The following is a 16,402-nucleotide window of genomic DNA, read 5'->3' as shown; positions in this document are numbered from 1 at the left end:
CGGGGCTCTTATGCCAGCCTTGGGGCGATAGCGAGCGCGCGCCCGAGGCGCCCCAGGAGGAATGGCGGGTACGCCTGCGCTCCCAGGCCGAGCCGCCCCACGTCGCGCTGGAGGTGGAGGAGGCTCCGGCTTCGGGCCGGCTGTCTTCAGACTTCGAGGAATCTGGCGCCGGAGATGCCCGCGGCTTCCATGGCGGACTTGACGTGCTCGGAGACGATGAGGACGACCTTCCAGCCCCAGGGACGGAAGATGTGGGCGTCGCCAATCTTCTCCGGGTCCACCTTCAGTCCCGCGACGTTGCGGTACTGCCCCAGCTTGTCCGGGCGGTTGTCCTCGGGCAGCCAGTAGAGCACCTCCTCACACCTGGCATCGTCGATGCACCGGATGATGCGCAAGGCATTGAGGATGAACCAGGGCTCCGTCTGTCCTTCTATCTCCACGGGGATGAACTGCACGTCCTTCTGGAGTCCCAGACGCTCGAAGAGCGAGACGACCCGCCGGTGGACGATGGGAACCCCCATGGCATGACTGAATTCGAGCGCGAGGCCCGCCGGTTTCATGGTCAAGCGGATGGGCTGGTCGATCTCCAGGACGCGGCCCTTCTTGAATCGCCAGACGTCGAACAACTCGCGCTGGTCGTCTTCCTCACGCCCTCTCTCGGGCTCGCCATCCGCGAAGAGTGGCATCCTCAAGTGCCAGCGCCCCGGGATATAGACATCGTCGTATAGCTTATAATGCTGTGTCTGCGCTGTCATTGCTTTCTCGTGGCGAGCTTGTTGAGCTTGGAGCCCTGCTTGCAGACCTCCCCTGCAATCCTGTCGAGCTCGTCCACGAGCTTCGCTCGACAATCAGCCCGGGGCCAACAATCCGACAACGCCTGCTCCAATCGCTCGAACACCTCGGCGTGGTATGCCTCGGGATGGGGTCCCTTGTGGTCTCGCAGGTAGACGATGTTCGCCGGGTCATCCAGGCTCATTCCGGCTCGTTCGAAGAGTTCCTCGAACCGGGGCGTCCAGGGGCCGCCGCTGCTCTCGGAGATGTCATTCTTGTTGGTGCACAGGTGGTGGCGCTGGTGGCCGTCCCGCCCCGACTCCGCACAGGCCCCCGTCGTCCGTGTCGCGCTCACCGCCGACGTCACCGCCGTTGCCGCCGTGCTCCCCGTCACGCCCATCAGCACCACCGTCCCGTCCGCCACGCTCACCTGAGCCCGTGTCCCCGCCGCCACCCTCACGCTTCCCCGCGCGCCCACTCCCGCCAGGGCGAAGCGCGGCGGTGACAGACTCGCCCACAGCCCGCCCTTCGGCACCTCCGGCAGCCCTCGCGCCAGCTTCGCCCCCGCCACCGTCACCAGCACTCGCAGCCCCACGCCTCCCAGCGCCTTGCCGAAGCGCTCGGCCACCGCCTCCAACTCCTCCTGCGTCCTCGCTGCTTCCGCCTCCCGGTACAGCATCAGGCAGGCCAGCCCCACGTTGTAGAGCTCCGCGGCGCTGTACGTCAGCAGCAGCGCCAGGGTCACTGCTCCCGCCAGCGCCTTGGAGAACACGGGCTCGGGTGCCGCCCAGGCCAGCGCATACAGGGCCAGGGACGTGCCCACGGACAGCAGCACGGCGGGCGAGCTGAAGAGTTGCACGGCGGCCTCGCGCACGCCCTCGCCCATGTAGCGCGGCGAGAGTTTCAGCGCCTGGAACCACCGGGCACTCTCCAGCGAGCCGGGCAGCTCCACCAGGGCCGCACCCAACAGCGCCTCGTACTCCTCGCGCACCCGCCTCTCCAGTAGTGCCGAGGGCCGCAGGTCTGGCAGGGGTGGAAGGCCGGCCCTCGCCCGCGTGTGGGCCTCCGGCAGCAGCGTCAGTCCAGGCCTCGCGGGTGTCTGCTGGAATTCCTCCTCCAGCGCCGCCACCACCTCCCGGGCCTGCGCCACCGTCCACAGCGCCAGTGCCGGGTGGGGCTTCACCCTCTGGAAGCGCAGCCGCAGCCCTTGCCCCTCCTCCCCCTGGTAGCCGCGCACCTCCACCGGCTCCAGCACCGGCAGCGCTTGCTGGGCTCCCGCGGGTGCGGCCCCGAGCGACAGTGCCACCCACATCAACAGAGACAGGGCGTGAGTGACTCTTGGTTTCATGTCCGGCTCCTTCCGCCCTTGGGAGTCCAGGGGCTGGATGGGGGCTCTGACCATACTGGAACGCCGCCAGGCGGGAGATGCGCTACAAGAGAAGGGACGAGGAGGTGCTCATGGCGGGCAGCCGGTTCTTCAAGGGGTGGTTGGGGCCGTTCAAGCTCATCCGGCGGTACACGACGCGCCAGCCGGAGCCGGAGAGCCGCGAGCTGGGCCGCGTCTACGAGGCGCGCAACGTGCTCACGGACAAACCGGCCCTGGTGCTCATCCCGAGCGAGCGCGCGCCCGTGGAGCCCCAGGAGGAATGGCGAGTGCGCCTGCGCTCCCAGGCCGAGCCGCCCTACGTCGCGCTGGAGGTGGAGGAGGCTCCGGCTTCGGGAAGGCTGTCGCAGTTGCGCGGGGCGCTCGAGTTGCTCGGAGCCGCCGTCGAGCGGCTGGGGAACGGGGAAGAGGCGCGGGTCCACCTCACGCGCCCGCCCATGGGGCCGCTGGAGGCGCTGCGGCACCGGGCAGGGCGCGCCTGGAGGTGGACGCGCGCCAGCCGCGGGCGCACCTTCGCGGTCTGCTTCCTGGTGTACCTGTGCTTGCGCCTGGCCGTCCACCTGGTGGAGATGGAGGTGTATGGGTTCAATTGGGACATGAGCCCTCGGGTCGTGGAGCGGGAGGTGCCCGTGCGGCCCTCGCCCGTGCGCCGTGCGCCCGCGCTGATCAACAAGGCCGCGGTGGGGCAGGGCGCCATCGCCTATCCCCTGCCTGGGAGGCCGTTCGACGACCAGGCCAAGGCCCCCTGCATCCCCAATGAGGGCGAGGTGGAGATCAACGGGGGCTGCTGGGTGGAACTCGCCAAGCGCCCGCCCTGTCACGACAAACAGGCCGAGTACAGGGGCAAGTGCTACATGCCGGTCTCGGCGCGCTCGCGAAACACGCGCGAGCCCCGGTCCTTGCGCCGGTAGAGCCAGCGGCGCGCCTCACCAGTCCGGCTCGCACGTCCAGTCGGACTTCGTGTGGAGGCGGTCACATTTGTAATGAGGCCCGCAGGCCTCGGGGACGGCCGGGTCACAGCTCTTCCTGCAATAATGCATCTGGCAGACGAATCCCTCGGGGCAGGCAGGCGTGTGCTCCTCACCACAACGGATGAGACACGTCCCCCAGGCTTCGCGCGGATGGTCGAAGACATTCCACATGGAACACTTCTGGCTCTCGGGGCAGGGCGTCCGCTGGCAGTTCTGGCCATACACCTGCGCGCAAACCGACACACCTTTCTCGCCGCTGGGCTGGATGCAGTCCTGGCCCTCTGGACACGCACGGCCCTCACACGTGGGCAGGCAGGAAGGCCCATCGAGGCCCTCGCGGCAGAAGAATCCCTCCGGACAGCTTTCAGGCTCTTCCACCCGGCAGGGCCGGCCACACCGGCGGTCCTGGCACAGCAGGCCCCGTTCACATGACGCTTCTCGTGAATCGGACATGTCCAGGCATGGCTCCCCCTCCTTGCGCACGCCCACCAGCGTGCACTGGCGCAGGCGGGGACCTCCCTTCCGCGTCTCCATCGTGCGGCACACCATGTCTTCCGAGCACTGCTGATCCGTCATGCACCGGCTGTCGGTGCAGTACCTCCACATGGAGCGCGCATTGAAGAAGCACGTGAGCGGCGGCTCGCAGTCCGCGCGGCCCTTGCAAGGGCGCTGGTAGCTCATCAGGCTCTGGCGCTCTCCGGGGGAGAGCATCGGAACGAGCTTCACCTCGGGAGCCGGCCGCAATCCTCCGAGCATGGCCGTATGGATGGCCCAGGCGAGGGGCAGGAGCAGGAAGAGGCCCAGCAAGGGGGCCAGCGCCATGCGCCAACGGCTCATGGGTCGACCTCGAACTGACACGCATGAGGGCATTTCTTGTCCTCCCACAGCTCTGGGGGAACCTCACATCGACTCTTCCACTCCTCCTCGCTCAAGTAGCAGTCATGCCGGTGCATCTCCTCCGCGAGGTCCTTCGCCATGGCCCGGTCGATGGTGCCACCTTCCCGCCATGTCTCTGGACACCCCGTCCCCATCACCATCCACACCGTGGACATGAGCACGCCTCGCCAGCGCATGAATCCTTCTCCTGAGGGCTTTCTACTTCTCTCTTAACGCGGAAGCTCCGTCACGGAGAAGGGTCATTCCTGGCCGTGGAGCGGGCGCTTCTATAGAAAGGGAGCCATGGCGAGCAGGACCATCGAAGAGAGCCGCATCCAGCAACTCAACACGCACGAGCCCAGGACCGGCGACTACATCCTCTACTGGATGCAGCAGAGCCAGCGGGCGGAGTTCAACCCGGCGCTCGAGTACGCCATCCAACGTGCCAACGAGGCGAAGCTGCCGCTGCTCGTGGGCTTCGGCCTCATGGACGGCTACCCCGAGGCCAACGTCCGTCACTACCGCTTCATGTTGGAGGGGCTCCAGGACGCACAGCGCACGCTGGCTCGCCGGAAGATTCCCCTCGTGCTCCAGCGCGGTGCTCCGGACGAGGTGGCGCTGAAGCTCGCGAAGAAGGCCGCGCTCGTGGTGTGTGACCGGGGCTACCTGCGTCACCAGAAGCTGTGGCGCAAGTCCGTGGCGGAGAAGGCCTCCTGCCCGGTGATTCAAGTCGAGGGCGACGTGGTGGTGCCGGTGGAGGCCGCCTCGGGCAAGGCCGAGTACGCCGCGCGCACCCTCCGCCCCAAAATCCACCGCCTCTGGAGCGCGTACCTCGTGGAGCTCTCGCCCACGCCGCTGAAGACGGACTCGCTGGGGCTCGGTGTCAAGGGACTCGATCTGGAGGACCTCGACGCGGTGCTGGCGAAGCTGGACCTGGACCGCACCGTGCCTCCCGTGAGCCACCGCTTCCGGGGCGGCACGAGCGAGGCGAAGCGCCTGCTGCGCAAGTTCCTCACCGAGCACCTCCCCGAGTACGAGGAGAGCCGGCCCCACCCGGAGACGACGCACGTCTCGCACATGAGCAAATACCTCCACTTCGGTCAGGTGAGCCCGGTGGAGGTGGCGCTCGCGGCGCGCGAGTCCAAGGCCGCGGACAACCAGCGCGAGAGCTTCCTCGAGGAGCTCATCGTCCGGCGCGAGCTGGCGCAGAACTTCGCCGAGTACTCGCCCCACTACGACACCTTCGCGTGCGTGCCCGATTGGGCGCGCAAGACATTGGACAAGCACCGTGGCGACGAGCGGCGCCACCCGTACTCGCGCGAGCAACTGGAGCAGGCGCGCACGCACGACCCGTACTGGAACGCCGCCACGCGGGAGATGCGCTACACGGGCTACATGCACAACGCCATGCGCATGTACTGGGGGAAGAAGATATTGGAGTGGAGCAGCACCCCCGAGCACGCCCACGCCACGACGTTGGCCCTCAACAACCGGTACTTCCTGGACGGGCGCGACGCGAACTCCTACGCGAACGTGGGCTGGCTGTTCGGCCTGCACGACCGGCCCTGGGGCGAGCGCGAGATCTTCGGCACCGTGCGCTACATGTCCTCGGGAGGCCTGGAGCGAAAGGCGGACATGGAGGCCTACCTCGAGAAGGTGGACACGCTCGTGGCCGAGGCGAAGGCCGCGGGCGTGCGCTTCGAGGGAGACTGAGCCATCCGGGGCGTCACCCGCGCGCGATGCACGCGGCGGTGCGCACGCCTCCGAGCGCCGTGGCCAGCGTGCTCTGCCCCGGGAACACCGAGTCCCCCACGAGCCACAGCCCGTCCATCACGGGCCTCGGCCCCAGGGTGCGGTAGTGGTACAGCCCGGCCCGCCGGGGCACTCCGCCCACCGCGCCCGCCTCGCGTTGCGTGAAGCGCTCGAAGGTGCGCGGGGACGCCGTCATCTCGTGCTGCAGGTTCTCCATCCACTCGGGTGCTAGGCGCCTCAATCCCTGCCGCATCCGCTCCTGGATCGTGGAGATGATGCGCGCCTGCTCCTCCTCGGGCCGCCCCGTCAGCGAGCGCAGCGGCACGTGGGTGGACACCGTGAGCGTGCGGTGTCCCGGCGGCGCCCGGCCCGTATCCGCTTCGCCGCTGAGCGAGGCGAACAGGTGGTTGCCCTCGACGAAGGGGGCCTGCTCGTTCTGCACCAGCTCCAGGTGGTGCGCACCCGGTGACGCGTCCCCGGGCGCTCGCGCCACGAGGTACAACATCACCGCGCCCCAGCCATCCGCCACCCGTCCGGCCAGCTCCCGCAGGCGTGGGGGCAGTTGCTCGGGCGGGAGGCCCAGCAGCCGCGTCAGCCCCTGGGGCAGCACGTTGGCCACCACGTGGCGCGCGAGCAGCTCGCCCCGGCGCGCCGACACCTTCCACCCTCCTGGCACGGCCTCGAGCGACTTCACCCGGTTGGTGTACAGCACCTCGCCACCCCCCGCGGTCACCGCCCCCGCGAGCGCGCTGGCCAGCCGGCCAATCCCTCCCCGCACGTGCCCGGTGCCTCGCCAGTAGTAGTCCATGGCCGCGAGCGCGAAGGGCGCCTCGGCCTCGGCGGCGGCGCACTGCACGGTAATCTGGCAGAGCGCGTCCAGGTACGTGCGCAGCGGGGTGAAGCGCAGCAGCCCGAGCCGCTCCAGGACGGAGCCCAGGGGCCGCCCCATCCAGCGCACCAGCGGGGTGTACCGCAGGGCTCGCGAGGCATGCCGCAGCAGCGCGCGCACGTCGAGCGGCGGCAGCAGCGAAGGATCATCGAACAGGGGCCACAGCGCCTGGGCCACCTGCTGTTGCAGCGTGAAGAAGCCGCGCACGGCGTCCGCGGGGGCCTCGGGGAAGGCGCACAGCTGCTCAATCAGCCGCTGGCGGTCGCGGTACACCTCCAGCCGCATGGCCGGGGTGCGCAGCTCCACCATCGGATCCAACCAGTCCACCGTCACGTCCAGCCCGAGCTGGCGCACCCACCGCCCGAAGAGCTGCTCCTCGTCGAGCCCGGAGAAGAGGGTGGCGCCCGCCTCGAAGGCGTAGCCATGCCGGCGGAAGGTGCTGGCGCAGCCTCCCGGGTAGTTGAGGGTCTCGCAGAGCGCCACACGGGCGCCCCTCCGGGTGAGCTCCAGGGCCGTGGCCAGTCCGCCGAAGCCGGAGCCCACCACCACTGCGTCGTACCAGGTGTTCGTCATGGGGCCGTGCCGGGGGTCCGGCACCGCGAGACATAACGGCCCGCCCTCCTCCTGGCGAGCCGTTCGACCTGGAGGTGCCCTCAGGGCGCCCCTTCGGCGGGCCGCAGCACGCCCGGGCCAGGTTGCACGCCTGCTTCTCGCAGCACCCGGGCCGCCTCGGTGGCCATGACGCGGTGGCCCTCGACGCTCGGGTGGATGCCGTCCACCTCCAGCCCGTCCAGGAAGAGGTGCACGTTGCCCGGCTGGCGCGTCACCGCCTCGAAGTCGATGACGTCCGGGAAGGTGGCGCGAATCCACGCGTTCAGCTCCAGCCGCTGCTGCTTCACCACCTCGTAGCTGCCGTGGTTGCTCTTCTCCTTGGGCAGGAGCGTCCCCACCCAGAGGCGGCAGAAGGGTTGCAGCCGCGACACGAGCGTGTTCATCCGCGACTTCAGGCCGCCCATGTCCAGTGCGCTCAAATCATTGGTGCCCAGCAGGACGATGCAGTCGGTGATGCCCTGGAGCGAGAGCACCTCGGCGTCCAGGTTCCGCAGCGCGTCGTAGAAGCCCTGGCCCGACACACCGGCGTTGACGATGGGCACGCCCAGCTGCGCCTGGGCCACGGAGGGCCAGGCCTGGCGCGTGTCGTCCTGCTCGTCGATGTAGCCCTCGGTGATGCTGTCCCCCAGGGCCACGAAGGCGCGGGCGGGCGGGCCCTCGACGTCCACCGTGGCCAGTCCCACGGCCCTGTCCCACGGCGTGCCCCCCAGCGGGCCCGTGACGCCCGCGTAGGCGCCCGAGCGCACATAGCTGCCCGGCAGCGCATGGATGGCGCTCACGCCCAGCGCGCCCTGCACCTCGAAGGACACGGCCAGCTCGTCGCGGAACTGCACGGGCAGCGGCACGGGGTCGGACACCACGCGCGTCCTCGCGGCCACGGAGAAGCCCGGCGTGCCGGAGAACGTCACCGCCACCGGCGCCGAGGCCAGCGAGCCATTCGGCCCCGCCAGCGCCACCGTGGCCTTGCGCAGCACCAGGCTCCCATCTCCCGCGCGGAACGCGAGCCGCACCCGCTCTCCGGCCCGGCCCACCGGCACGCGCAGGCGGAACGTCACGCCGCCCGTGCTGTAGGACCAGCGCAGCGCCTGGTGGAAGCCCGGCTGGAACATGGGCGGTGGCGGCCTCGGCTCCTCGGGTGGAGGTGGCGGCTCGACGGGCGTCACCACCACCGGAGGCTCGGGCGGCGGCGTGGGCACGTCATCGGGCACGGGCGTCTCCGTCGCGGGCGCCTCGGACGCGGGCGGCTCCACCTCGCCTCCGGTGGAATCACAGCCCGCCACGAAGAGAACCGCACACGCACATACCAGGACCCGAGTCCGTTCCCGCCAGCCCATTCAACCCCCCCTCGCGGCAGAGGGTGTGCACCGCGCGGGCCGCTGGGGAGCGGGCTTGCGTGCCACTCCGGCCCGCCCACCGCCGCTGCCCACGCTGGAGAGCAGGCGGGCGAGCGGCTCGCCCGGGGGCGGGTTGCACGGCGCGGAAACACGACGGCCCCCGCTCGCAGGGCGCGCGGAGGCCGTGGCTTCAACGGTCTGTCATGTGTCTGTCATTGCGCCGGCAGCGTGCTCACGGCAGGGCGCGGGCGATGAACTTCCACTTGCCGCTGGCCTGGGCGGTGTTGTCCAGCCACGTGGACACGCCGATGAGGCCGGCCATGGTGGCGAGGCTGAAGACGCCCAGCCAGTTGACGAGCCTGGTGGCGCTCTTCACGTCATCCGGCGCGTCATCGGCGGCCTGGCCGCCGGACTCCATGGCGATGCCGTCCTGGAGGGCGCGTTTGGCGAGGAAGCCGCCGCCGATGAGGTTGATGACACCGCTGACGAGCGTGGCGCCCATCAGGAAGTCCTTCACGAGGACCAGCTTGCGCGCGCTGGCGGAGATGGAGCGGCCGGAAATCTTGGAGCGGCCGATGAGCCAGGTGAGGGCGGTGGCGCCCAGGCCCACGGCGTTGATGATGTTGTAGCCGTTCCAGGCCGCGTTGACGATCTTCGCCCGCTCCTGCTTGTCGTTGATGAGCCGGGCCGACGGGTTGAGGGCGACACGGCCGAAGAGCGAACCGCCGAAGCCCGCCGCGAGGCCGAGGTTGTGAAGCACATAAGCGCTGGTCGTGAGAGTCGGTGTCATGGAGACCCCTCCGTGCTGCGTTGTGGTGCGGGGGTGAAACTACGCACGGGCCGTGTAACGGCTCGGTGGCCTCGGTCCCCTGCTCGGTGGGAAGCAGGGCGGGCCTGTAGCTCCTTCCTGGAGTTCCAGGTTTGAGCCGTGCGGTTGCTTCGAATACACGAGCACCCCGGCTTCCTGGCCCGCCGCTCGCCAGGAGACCAGGGCGCGGGGTGCTCGCCTGCCCGCCGCTCAGCCCTCACGCGCGGGCACGGGCACCAGCCGCGGGGCCACCGCCCGGGCCGCGGGCCGCCACAGCAGGTAGACCATGCCGGCCAGCAGGCCCAGCTCCAGCGGCAGCCGCCAGAACTGATTCATGATGGGGAAGCCCCCGAGCACCACCGGGTTGCCCTGGACCTGGCGGATGCCCACCAGCAGCGCCATCATCATGTCCACCGCCAGCGGCAGGGCGCACAGGCGGGTGATGAGCCGCGTCGCGGGCATCCACGCACCGAGGATGAGCCCCAGGCCGAGCACTATCTCCATGGTGATGACCATCGCCGCGTTGAACAGCGGGAAGGGGATGCCGAGCCCGGCGATCAACTGCGCGAAGCCCTCCACGCCCGTGTGCACGTGCAGCCCCGGCGCGCCCACGAGGATGGGCAGCGTGAAGTCGAAGGACTTCATCAGCCCGAAGAGGATGAAGATGACGCCCGTCACGCCGCGCACCTGGTAGCGGCCGGGAGTCTCGGGGACGCGCTCCAGCCAGTAGTCGCGCTTCGGGTGCTCCGCCAGCGTGCGCACCAGGCGCGGGCGCCAGCCCTGGCGGCTCCCGCCGGCGCGGGAGGAGGAGGAGGAGCTCGGGGCAACGGGATTCGTCTGACGCATGGGCGAGTTCATGGGTGTCTGTCTTTGGGCTTGGGGGTTTTACTGATTGGCAGCGGGTGCCGGCTTCATGACGCGCGGTGTGGGAATTCTTGTGCGGGGATTTTGTCTGGCTTTGGCCGCTCAGGCCGCGAGCTCTTCCGCGCGCTCCGTGGCGAGCGGCCGCAAGAGGCTCCTCAGCTCGAGCCGGGCCTGGTGCAGCCAGAAGCCCACCGTCCCCGGCGTGGTGCCGAGCCGCTTCGCGATGTCCTTGTAGCGCATGCCCGCCGTGTGTAGCTCGAAGGCCTCCCGCAGCGGGGAGCGCAGACATGAGATGGCCTGGTGCAACTCCTCCTCGGAGACGCGCTCCCAGGGGTGCCACTGGCGCGGCTCGCGCACGAGCACGGGCGCCTGCAGCAGCTCCAACGTGGGCCCCTCGTGGCTCTCCGTGCGCTGGCGCCGGCAGTGGTCCAGGAAGCGCCGCTGGAGCGTGGTGCACAACCACGCGCGGCGCGTGCCCTCGCTCCAGCCGCGCAACAGCTCGAAGTGCACCAGCGCGCGCTCCAGCGTGTCCTGCATCAGATCCTCGGGCTCCACCCCGCCGTTGCGGCAGAGCTTGTGCGCGAGCCCCCTCAACAAGGCCCTGTGCGGCGCGATGAGATCCGTGAACTCCCGGCTGATTCCAGAGTCGATGCGTGGCATGTGTGGCCTCCTGCCTGGATAGAGGGGGCCACCCCGCGAAAAGCACGCGGGCCGGAAGAATTTCTTCCGGCCCGCTCGGTCACCCGCTCTGTCCGGGCCCTACTGGCCCATGGAGCACACCTGCTCGTGCTCCCACTCCAGGTACGGACCGCGCGGCGGCGGCCCCTGCGGGTACACGCCCGAGTCCGAGAGCGCCCGGTTGACCACCTCTTCAAACTCGCTCAGCTCCGAGCACTTGGAGAGGAACGCCGTCACACCGGGCGCGTGGGGATCCGTCGCGGCGCTGTGCATGATGACGGGCACGTCACACAGCTGCTCGTCCTGCACGAGCCGCTGGCACAACTCCACCCCGCTCATCCGGGGCATCTGCCAGTCCGTCACCACGAGGTCCGGCCGCCGCGCGTGGGCGATCTCCAGCGCCTCCCTTCCATCATGTGCACGCAGCACGCGATGGTCCATCAGCTCCAACACTTCCGTGTAGAGATCGAGGAGCTCGGGTTCGTCATCAACGAGAAGAATGGTGCTCATGATTCGTCCTGTCCTTTCCGCAGGGAGGGGAGAGAGAGAGCGATCCGGGCTTCTCCAGGAAGGGAGCTCCGGTTCCCGCCTCTAACCGGTGGAGTCCACGTCTCCCTGGTGTGATGTGTGTGATTTGGTGCGCGTTGCACGGGATGGCCACTTCTCCCCGAGAAGGGCCCGCCTGCTCCGTTGCTGGACGCGGAGGGGTCCGCCGTCAAGGCCAGCCAGCCGGGCGGGAATGACGGTGGAAAGGCGACGTCTCCCCCTCCCCGCCGGGTGGGCGCGTTGCCCGGCCTTCTGGGCGCCCCTAGTTTTCATCGAGAGGGGCGGGGGGAAGCACCATGGGACGCAATGGCGCGCGGGACGGCCAGGAGCCGGGGGCTCCCCATGGGGAGGACGCCGAGGCCGGACTCGAGGAGGGGCTCGAGGAGGGGCTGGAGCTCGATGGCGACTTCGACTTCGACGACGAGCTGGACTTCGGCGATTCGTTCCTGAACGAGGTGTTGAGCTCCGACGTGCCCACGCCGTTCCGCCGGCTGCTGCCGGGAGACCGGCTGGGAGGCGCGGACGGGCGCCGGTTCGAGATTCTCGAGTCGCTGGGCGAGGGCGCCATGGGCCAGGTCTTCCGGGCCCAGGACGAGGAGCTGCAGCGCGTGGTGGCCCTCAAGTTCCTCTTCCCGCGCGAGGAGCTGGCCGGCATGGGGCTGCGGGAGGCCCGGGCCATCGCGCGGCTGGACCACGAGAACATCGTCCGCATCTTCGACGTGTCGGAGTGGAGCGGGGGGCCCGGCGAGCCCACCGTCCCCTTCCTCGTCATGGAATGTCTCGGGGGCGAGTCGCTCGCGGACCTGGTGCGCCGGGAGCGCAGTCTGCCGCTGACGCGCACGCTGGAAATCATGCGCGACGTGGCCGCGGGCCTGGCGCACGCGCACGAGCATCAAATCGTCCACCGCGACCTCAAGCCGAGCAACGTCTTCATCACCCGCCAGGGCACGGTGAAGCTGCTGGACTTCGGACTGGCGTGGTTGGCGCCCGCGCCGGGCCTGGCCTCCGAGCAGCCGGAGCTGCCCACGGCCGGCACGCCGCCCTACATGGCCCCGGAGCAGTGGCGCGGGGAGAAGGTGGACGCGCGCACCGACATCTGGGCCGCGGGCGTCATGCTGTACGAGCTGCTCACCGGAGAGCTGCCCTATCCTCACCTGATGGTGGGCGAGCTGCGCGCGAAGGTGCTCTCCCTGGAGCCGGTGCCCTCGCCGCGCGAGCGCAACCCGGAGCTGCCCTGGGAGCTGGAGTCGCTGCTGTCCGTGCTGCTGGAGAAGGACCCCGAGAAGCGCCTGCTGCCGGCCGAGGAGCTGCGCGAGGAGCTGCGCGAGCTGGAGGAGAACCTGCGGCCGGGCCGGGCGCCGCAGCGCTCGACGGCCCCGCAGCGCCGGCAGGTGACGCTGCTGCACTGCCATGTGACGGGGCTCAGCGCGCTGGCCGAGGCGCTGGACCCGGAGGACTTCGGCGAGCTGGAGGCGGCCTTCCACCGCTCGGCCTCCGAGGCCATTCAAGGCCATGGGGGCTTCATCACCCTGTGCCTGGGAGACGAGGTGCTGGCGTGCTTCGGCTACCCGGTGGCGAAGGAGGGCGACGCGGAGTGCGCGGTGCGGGCGGGGCTGGAGCTGCCCCCGGTGGTGCTCGCGGCGCTCCAGGCGCGGTTGCCGCCGGGGACGTCCGCGGAGCTGGCGGTGCGGGTGGGCGTCGACACGGACCCGGTGGTGCTGGACGACATCCTCCCGGAGCTTCGGGGGCACACGCCCACCATCCAGGGCGAGGCGCCGCGCATCGCCGCGTGGCTGGCGCGGCAGGCCGGGCCGGGCGAGGTGGTGGTGGGCCCCAGCACCCACAGCCTGGTGCGGCGCGCCTTCGACACCCGGCCGCTCGGTGCCCGGGCCTTCGACGGGCGGCGCACCCTCGAGGTGCACCAGGTGCTGGGCCGCTCGCGCGCGGCCGGCACCCGGTTGCCCACGGGCGAGTTGAGCCCGCTGGTGGGCCGCGAGGAGGAGCTGGGGCAGTTGCTCGCCGCCTGGGCGCGGGCCCGCGAGGGGCATGGCGGCTACGTGCTGCTGTGCGGCGAGGCCGGCATCGGCAAGTCCCGCCTCATCCAGGAGCTGCGCGAGCGGGTGCTGCCGGACAAGCCCATCCTCCTGCGGCTCCAGTGCTGGCACCAGTACAGCACCAGCGCCCTGCACCCCGTCATCGAGATGCTGCAGCGCGTATGGTTGAGCCCGGAGCGCTCGCCCCAGGAGAACCTGCGCGCGGTGGAGCGGCACCTGGAGAAGCGGGGCCTGACGCCCATGCAGGTGCGCTTGCTGGCCTCGCTGGTGTCGCTGCCGGTGCGGGAGGACTCGCCGCACCTGCGCTTCACCCCCCAGCGGCAGAAGGACGAGACGCTGGCGGCCCTGGCCACCCTGTTGATGGAGAACGCGGGCGAGCGTCCGGTGCTGGTGATGGTGGAGGATCTGCACTGGGCGGACCCGTCCACGCTGCAGCTGCTGAGCTTCCTGATTGGCTTCGTGGAGCGGGCGAGCCTGCTCTTCGTCCTCAGTGCCCGCCCCGAGTTCCGCCCGCCCTGGGCCCAGCACGCGGCCTTCCAGCGCATCCCCCTGGAGCGGCTGTCCGCGTCCCGCACCGAGCAGCTGGTGAGGGAGGTGACGCGGGGCCAGGAGCTGCCCGCGGACGTGGTGGCGCAGCTGGTGGAGCGCACGGACGGCATTCCGCTCTTCGTGGAGGAGATGACGCGGGTGATGTTGGAGGGCGGGGCGTCGGCCTCCATCCCCGTCACCCTGCAGGAGCTGTTGCTGGCCCGGCTGGACTCGCTGCCGCGCCGGCAGAAGCAGCTGGCGCAGCTGTGCGCGGTGGTGGGGCGCAGCTTCTCCTCGGCGCTGCTCGCGCAGTTGACGGGGCTCCGGGGCACGGTGCTGCGCAGGGACCTGGCGGGGTTGATGGCCGCGGGGCTGCTCCAGGCGCGGGACGACGAGTCCGAGCCCGGCTACCAGTTCCGCCACGCCCTCATCCAGGAGGCCGCCTACCAGTCGCTGCCCCGGAGCGCGCGGCGGCAGTACCACCAGCGCATCGCCCAATCCCTGAGCACGCACTTCCCCGCGGTGGCGGAGACGCGGCCGGAGCTGCTGGCCCACCACTACACCGAGGCCGGGGAGCTGAAGCTGGCCATCCACTACTGGAAGCTGGCGGGGATGCGGGCGAGCCAGCGCTCGGCGAACGAGGAAGCGGTGAGCCACCTGTCGCAGGCGTTGAAGCTGCTGCGCAACCTGCCGGATGCCCCGGTGCTGACGCGCGACGAGCTGCAACTGCTCATCGCCCTGGGCATGCCGCTGGTGCAGGTGCAGGGCTACCGCTCGCCCGAGGTGGAGCGCACGTACACACGGGTGCAGGCCCTCTTCCGCGAGGTGGGCGAGGAGCTGCCCCGCCTGGAGCTGAGCTTCTGGGGCTCCTTCGCGTACTACTTCGCGCGGGGCAAGTCGCACGACTCGCACGAGGTGGCCGAGCTGCTGGTGAAGCTGGGCGAGCGCCAGCACAAGCCGGAGCTGCTCGCCATGGGGCACCGGATGATGGCCACGGACCTGTTCACCTGGGGGCAGGTGGACACCGCGCTGAAGCACCTGGAGCAGGCGTTGGCGGTGCCGGAGGTGAGCCTCGAGCAGCACCGGGCGCTCGCCATCCGGCAGTGGGTGAACCCGCGCGTGGGCGCACTGGCGTACGCGACGCTGCCGCTCTCGGTGTCCGGACAGGAGGAGCGGGCCGAGCGCTTCACCCGCGAGGCGCTGGAGCTGGCGGGCCGCATCGGCCACCCGCACACGACGGCGCTCGCGCTGACGTACTGCGCCATCGGCAGCCAGTTGCGGTGGGATGCGCGCACGACGCTGGGCCTGGTCGAGCAATGCATTCCGCTCGCGCGCGAGCACCGCTTCCTCTTGTGGTACCTGTGGCCCGCGGCGATGCGGGGGTGGGCCCTGGCCGAGCTGGGACGGCCGCAGGAGGGGTTGGTGCAGATGCGGCAGGTGCTGGAGGGGTGGCAGCGCTCGGGCATCGTCGCGGGGATGCACCACAACCTGGGGATGCTGGCCCACATCCACTTGAGGCTGGGACAGGCGCAGGAGGGACTGGCCGCGGTGGACGAGGCGCTCACGTGGCCGGCGGTGACGGAGGAGTATTCGTACCTGCCGGAGCTGCACCGCGTCCGGGGCGAGCTGCTGCGGCTGGCGGGCCGCGAGGACGAGGCGCGTGCGGCGTTCCTCGAGGCCATCCGCTTCGCGCGGGAGCACGGGATGCGGGTCTATGAGCAACGGGCCCAGGCGAGTCTGCGCCGCCTGGGAGGACAGGAAGCGCCCCACCCGCCGCATCCGTGAGGGAGGCGAGGTGCGGGCTGGCCGGCGGAGCGCACCTGTGCTCCGCTCGGGGCCATGAGCGCTTCCTACCGACGTGCCCTGGATGCCCCGGAAGGGGAGCTGGTGGTCCTCCGCCGCCGCATCATCCAACCGTTCCACAAGAGCGACGCGGATCCGCTGCACCGGATGTTCAACGTCGTCCAGCCGGACAGCTACGTGCGGCCGCACCGGCACCTGGAGCCGCCCAAGGCCGAGGCGTGGATATTGTTGCGCGGGGCGCTGGCCTTCTTCACCTTCGAGGACGATGGGCGCGTGCGCGACTGTCTGTCATTGGAGGCGGGGGGCGAGCACTTCGGGGTGGACCTCGCTCCGGGCATCTTCCACGGGCTGGTGGCCCTGGCGCCGGACACCGTCATCTACGAGGTGAAGAACGGGCCGTACGCACCGGCCCATGACAAGGCTTTCGCGCCCTGGGCGCCCGCGGAGGGCACACCGGAGGCCCCGGCCTACCTCGAGTCCCTGCGCGAGGAGTTCCGGCGGAGGTACCCGGAGCGCCGGTGAACGGGGCGGA

14 protein-coding genes are annotated in these 16,402 nt (G+C 70.3%); 4 read left to right on the top strand and 10 right to left on the bottom strand.

Going from position 1 to position 16,402, the window contains the following annotated elements; all coding sequences use genetic code 11:
• Positions 1-146: 146 nt before the first annotated feature.
• Entirely contained in the window at positions 147-686 is a 540-nt protein-coding gene (locus AC16DP_RS13210) for an imm11 family protein (RefSeq protein ID WP_329728010.1), read from the bottom strand.
• A gap of 65 nt (positions 687-751) precedes the next feature.
• Positions 752-2,119, bottom strand: coding sequence for an AHH domain-containing protein (locus AC16DP_RS13205; protein ID WP_329728009.1), 1,368 nt, complete (start codon positions 2,117-2,119; stop codon positions 752-754).
• 77 nt (positions 2,120-2,196) lie between these two features.
• Between AC16DP_RS13205 and AC16DP_RS13200 the strand changes: the two genes are divergently transcribed.
• The gene (locus tag AC16DP_RS13200; protein WP_329728008.1) at positions 2,197-3,066 is read left to right on the top strand and encodes a hypothetical protein; all 870 of its coding nucleotides are present in this window, start codon (positions 2,197-2,199) and stop codon (positions 3,064-3,066) included.
• Between the two features lie 15 nt (positions 3,067-3,081).
• On the opposite strand, the gene AC16DP_RS13195 is transcribed toward AC16DP_RS13200, so the two are convergent.
• Both AC16DP_RS13195 and AC16DP_RS13190 read right to left on the bottom strand, forming a co-directional pair.
• Positions 3,082-3,963, bottom strand: coding sequence for a hypothetical protein (locus AC16DP_RS13195; RefSeq protein ID WP_329728007.1), 882 nt, complete (start codon positions 3,961-3,963; stop codon positions 3,082-3,084).
• Entirely contained in the window at positions 3,960-4,199 is a 240-nt protein-coding gene (locus AC16DP_RS13190; RefSeq protein ID WP_329728006.1) for a hypothetical protein, read from the bottom strand. The genes AC16DP_RS13195 and AC16DP_RS13190 overlap by 4 nt, the downstream gene beginning before the upstream one ends.
• A gap of 106 nt (positions 4,200-4,305) precedes the next feature.
• On the opposite strand from AC16DP_RS13190, the gene AC16DP_RS13185 reads away from it, so the two are divergent.
• Positions 4,306-5,715, top strand: coding sequence for a deoxyribodipyrimidine photo-lyase (locus AC16DP_RS13185; protein ID WP_329728005.1), 1,410 nt, complete (start codon positions 4,306-4,308; stop codon positions 5,713-5,715).
• 13 nt (positions 5,716-5,728) lie between these two features.
• Here AC16DP_RS13185 and AC16DP_RS13180 read toward each other — a convergent pair whose 3' ends face one another.
• From AC16DP_RS13180 to AC16DP_RS13155, 6 genes are all read right to left on the bottom strand, one after another.
• Positions 5,729-7,216, bottom strand: a complete 1,488-nt coding sequence (locus AC16DP_RS13180) for a phytoene desaturase family protein (RefSeq protein WP_329728004.1) — start codon at positions 7,214-7,216, stop codon at positions 5,729-5,731.
• Between the two features lie 80 nt (positions 7,217-7,296).
• The gene (locus AC16DP_RS13175) at positions 7,297-8,535 is read right to left on the bottom strand and encodes an SGNH/GDSL hydrolase family protein (RefSeq protein WP_329728003.1); all 1,239 of its coding nucleotides are present in this window, start codon (positions 8,533-8,535) and stop codon (positions 7,297-7,299) included.
• Between the two features lie 286 nt (positions 8,536-8,821).
• Positions 8,822-9,379, bottom strand: a complete 558-nt coding sequence (locus tag AC16DP_RS13170) for a hypothetical protein (RefSeq protein ID WP_329728002.1) — start codon at positions 9,377-9,379, stop codon at positions 8,822-8,824.
• Between the two features lie 228 nt (positions 9,380-9,607).
• On the bottom strand, positions 9,608-10,255 hold the full coding sequence (locus AC16DP_RS13165; protein WP_329728001.1) for a DoxX family protein: 648 nt from the start codon (positions 10,253-10,255) through the stop codon (positions 9,608-9,610).
• A 108-nt stretch (positions 10,256-10,363) separates the two neighbouring features.
• Positions 10,364-10,921: an RNA polymerase sigma factor gene (locus AC16DP_RS13160; protein WP_329728000.1), complete on the bottom strand. Its 558-nt coding sequence runs from the start codon at positions 10,919-10,921 to the stop codon at positions 10,364-10,366.
• A gap of 99 nt (positions 10,922-11,020) precedes the next feature.
• The gene (locus AC16DP_RS13155) at positions 11,021-11,449 is read right to left on the bottom strand and encodes a response regulator (RefSeq protein WP_329727999.1); all 429 of its coding nucleotides are present in this window, start codon (positions 11,447-11,449) and stop codon (positions 11,021-11,023) included.
• A 332-nt stretch (positions 11,450-11,781) separates the two neighbouring features.
• Between AC16DP_RS13155 and AC16DP_RS13150 the strand changes: the two genes are divergently transcribed.
• Together AC16DP_RS13150 and AC16DP_RS13145 are read left to right on the top strand one after the other, a co-directional pair.
• Positions 11,782-15,852 (top strand): protein kinase domain-containing protein, encoded by a 4,071-nt coding sequence (locus tag AC16DP_RS13150; protein WP_329727998.1) that lies wholly within the window; start codon positions 11,782-11,784, stop codon positions 15,850-15,852.
• Between the two features lie 54 nt (positions 15,853-15,906).
• Complete coding sequence (locus tag AC16DP_RS13145; protein WP_329727997.1) at positions 15,907-16,392, top strand: WbuC family cupin fold metalloprotein; 486 nt, start codon at positions 15,907-15,909, stop codon at positions 16,390-16,392.
• The last annotated feature ends 10 nt before the right edge of the window (positions 16,393-16,402 follow it).

It is taken from the genome of Archangium sp. (assembly GCF_057119385.1).
Note: the sequence above shows the minus strand (reverse complement) of the source record. Positions and strands in the feature narration are given on the sequence as shown.

Bases quoted from the DNA above. Each gene is read 5' to 3' on its own strand.
- AC16DP_RS13210 (WP_329728010.1), bottom strand. From the start codon at position 686: ATGCCACTCTTCGCGGATGGCGAGCCCGAGAGAGGGCGTGAGGAAGAC.
- AC16DP_RS13150 (WP_329727998.1), top strand. From the start codon at position 11,782: ATGGGACGCAATGGCGCGCGGGACGGCCAGGAGCCGGGGGCTCCCCAT.
- AC16DP_RS13160 (WP_329728000.1), bottom strand. From the start codon at position 10,921: ATGCCACGCATCGACTCTGGAATCAGCCGGGAGTTCACGGATCTCATC.
- AC16DP_RS13155 (WP_329727999.1), bottom strand. From the start codon at position 11,449: ATGAGCACCATTCTTCTCGTTGATGACGAACCCGAGCTCCTCGATCTC.
- AC16DP_RS13145 (WP_329727997.1), top strand. From the start codon at position 15,907: ATGAGCGCTTCCTACCGACGTGCCCTGGATGCCCCGGAAGGGGAGCTG.
- AC16DP_RS13170 (WP_329728002.1), bottom strand. From the start codon at position 9,379: ATGACACCGACTCTCACGACCAGCGCTTATGTGCTTCACAACCTCGGC.
- AC16DP_RS13205 (WP_329728009.1), bottom strand. From the start codon at position 2,119: ATGAAACCAAGAGTCACTCACGCCCTGTCTCTGTTGATGTGGGTGGCA.
- AC16DP_RS13195 (WP_329728007.1), bottom strand. From the start codon at position 3,963: ATGAGCCGTTGGCGCATGGCGCTGGCCCCCTTGCTGGGCCTCTTCCTG.
- AC16DP_RS13190 (WP_329728006.1), bottom strand. From the start codon at position 4,199: ATGCGCTGGCGAGGCGTGCTCATGTCCACGGTGTGGATGGTGATGGGG.
- AC16DP_RS13200 (WP_329728008.1), top strand. From the start codon at position 2,197: ATGCGCTACAAGAGAAGGGACGAGGAGGTGCTCATGGCGGGCAGCCGG.
- AC16DP_RS13165 (WP_329728001.1), bottom strand. From the start codon at position 10,255: ATGAACTCGCCCATGCGTCAGACGAATCCCGTTGCCCCGAGCTCCTCC.
- AC16DP_RS13185 (WP_329728005.1), top strand. From the start codon at position 4,306: ATGGCGAGCAGGACCATCGAAGAGAGCCGCATCCAGCAACTCAACACG.
- AC16DP_RS13180 (WP_329728004.1), bottom strand. From the start codon at position 7,216: ATGACGAACACCTGGTACGACGCAGTGGTGGTGGGCTCCGGCTTCGGC.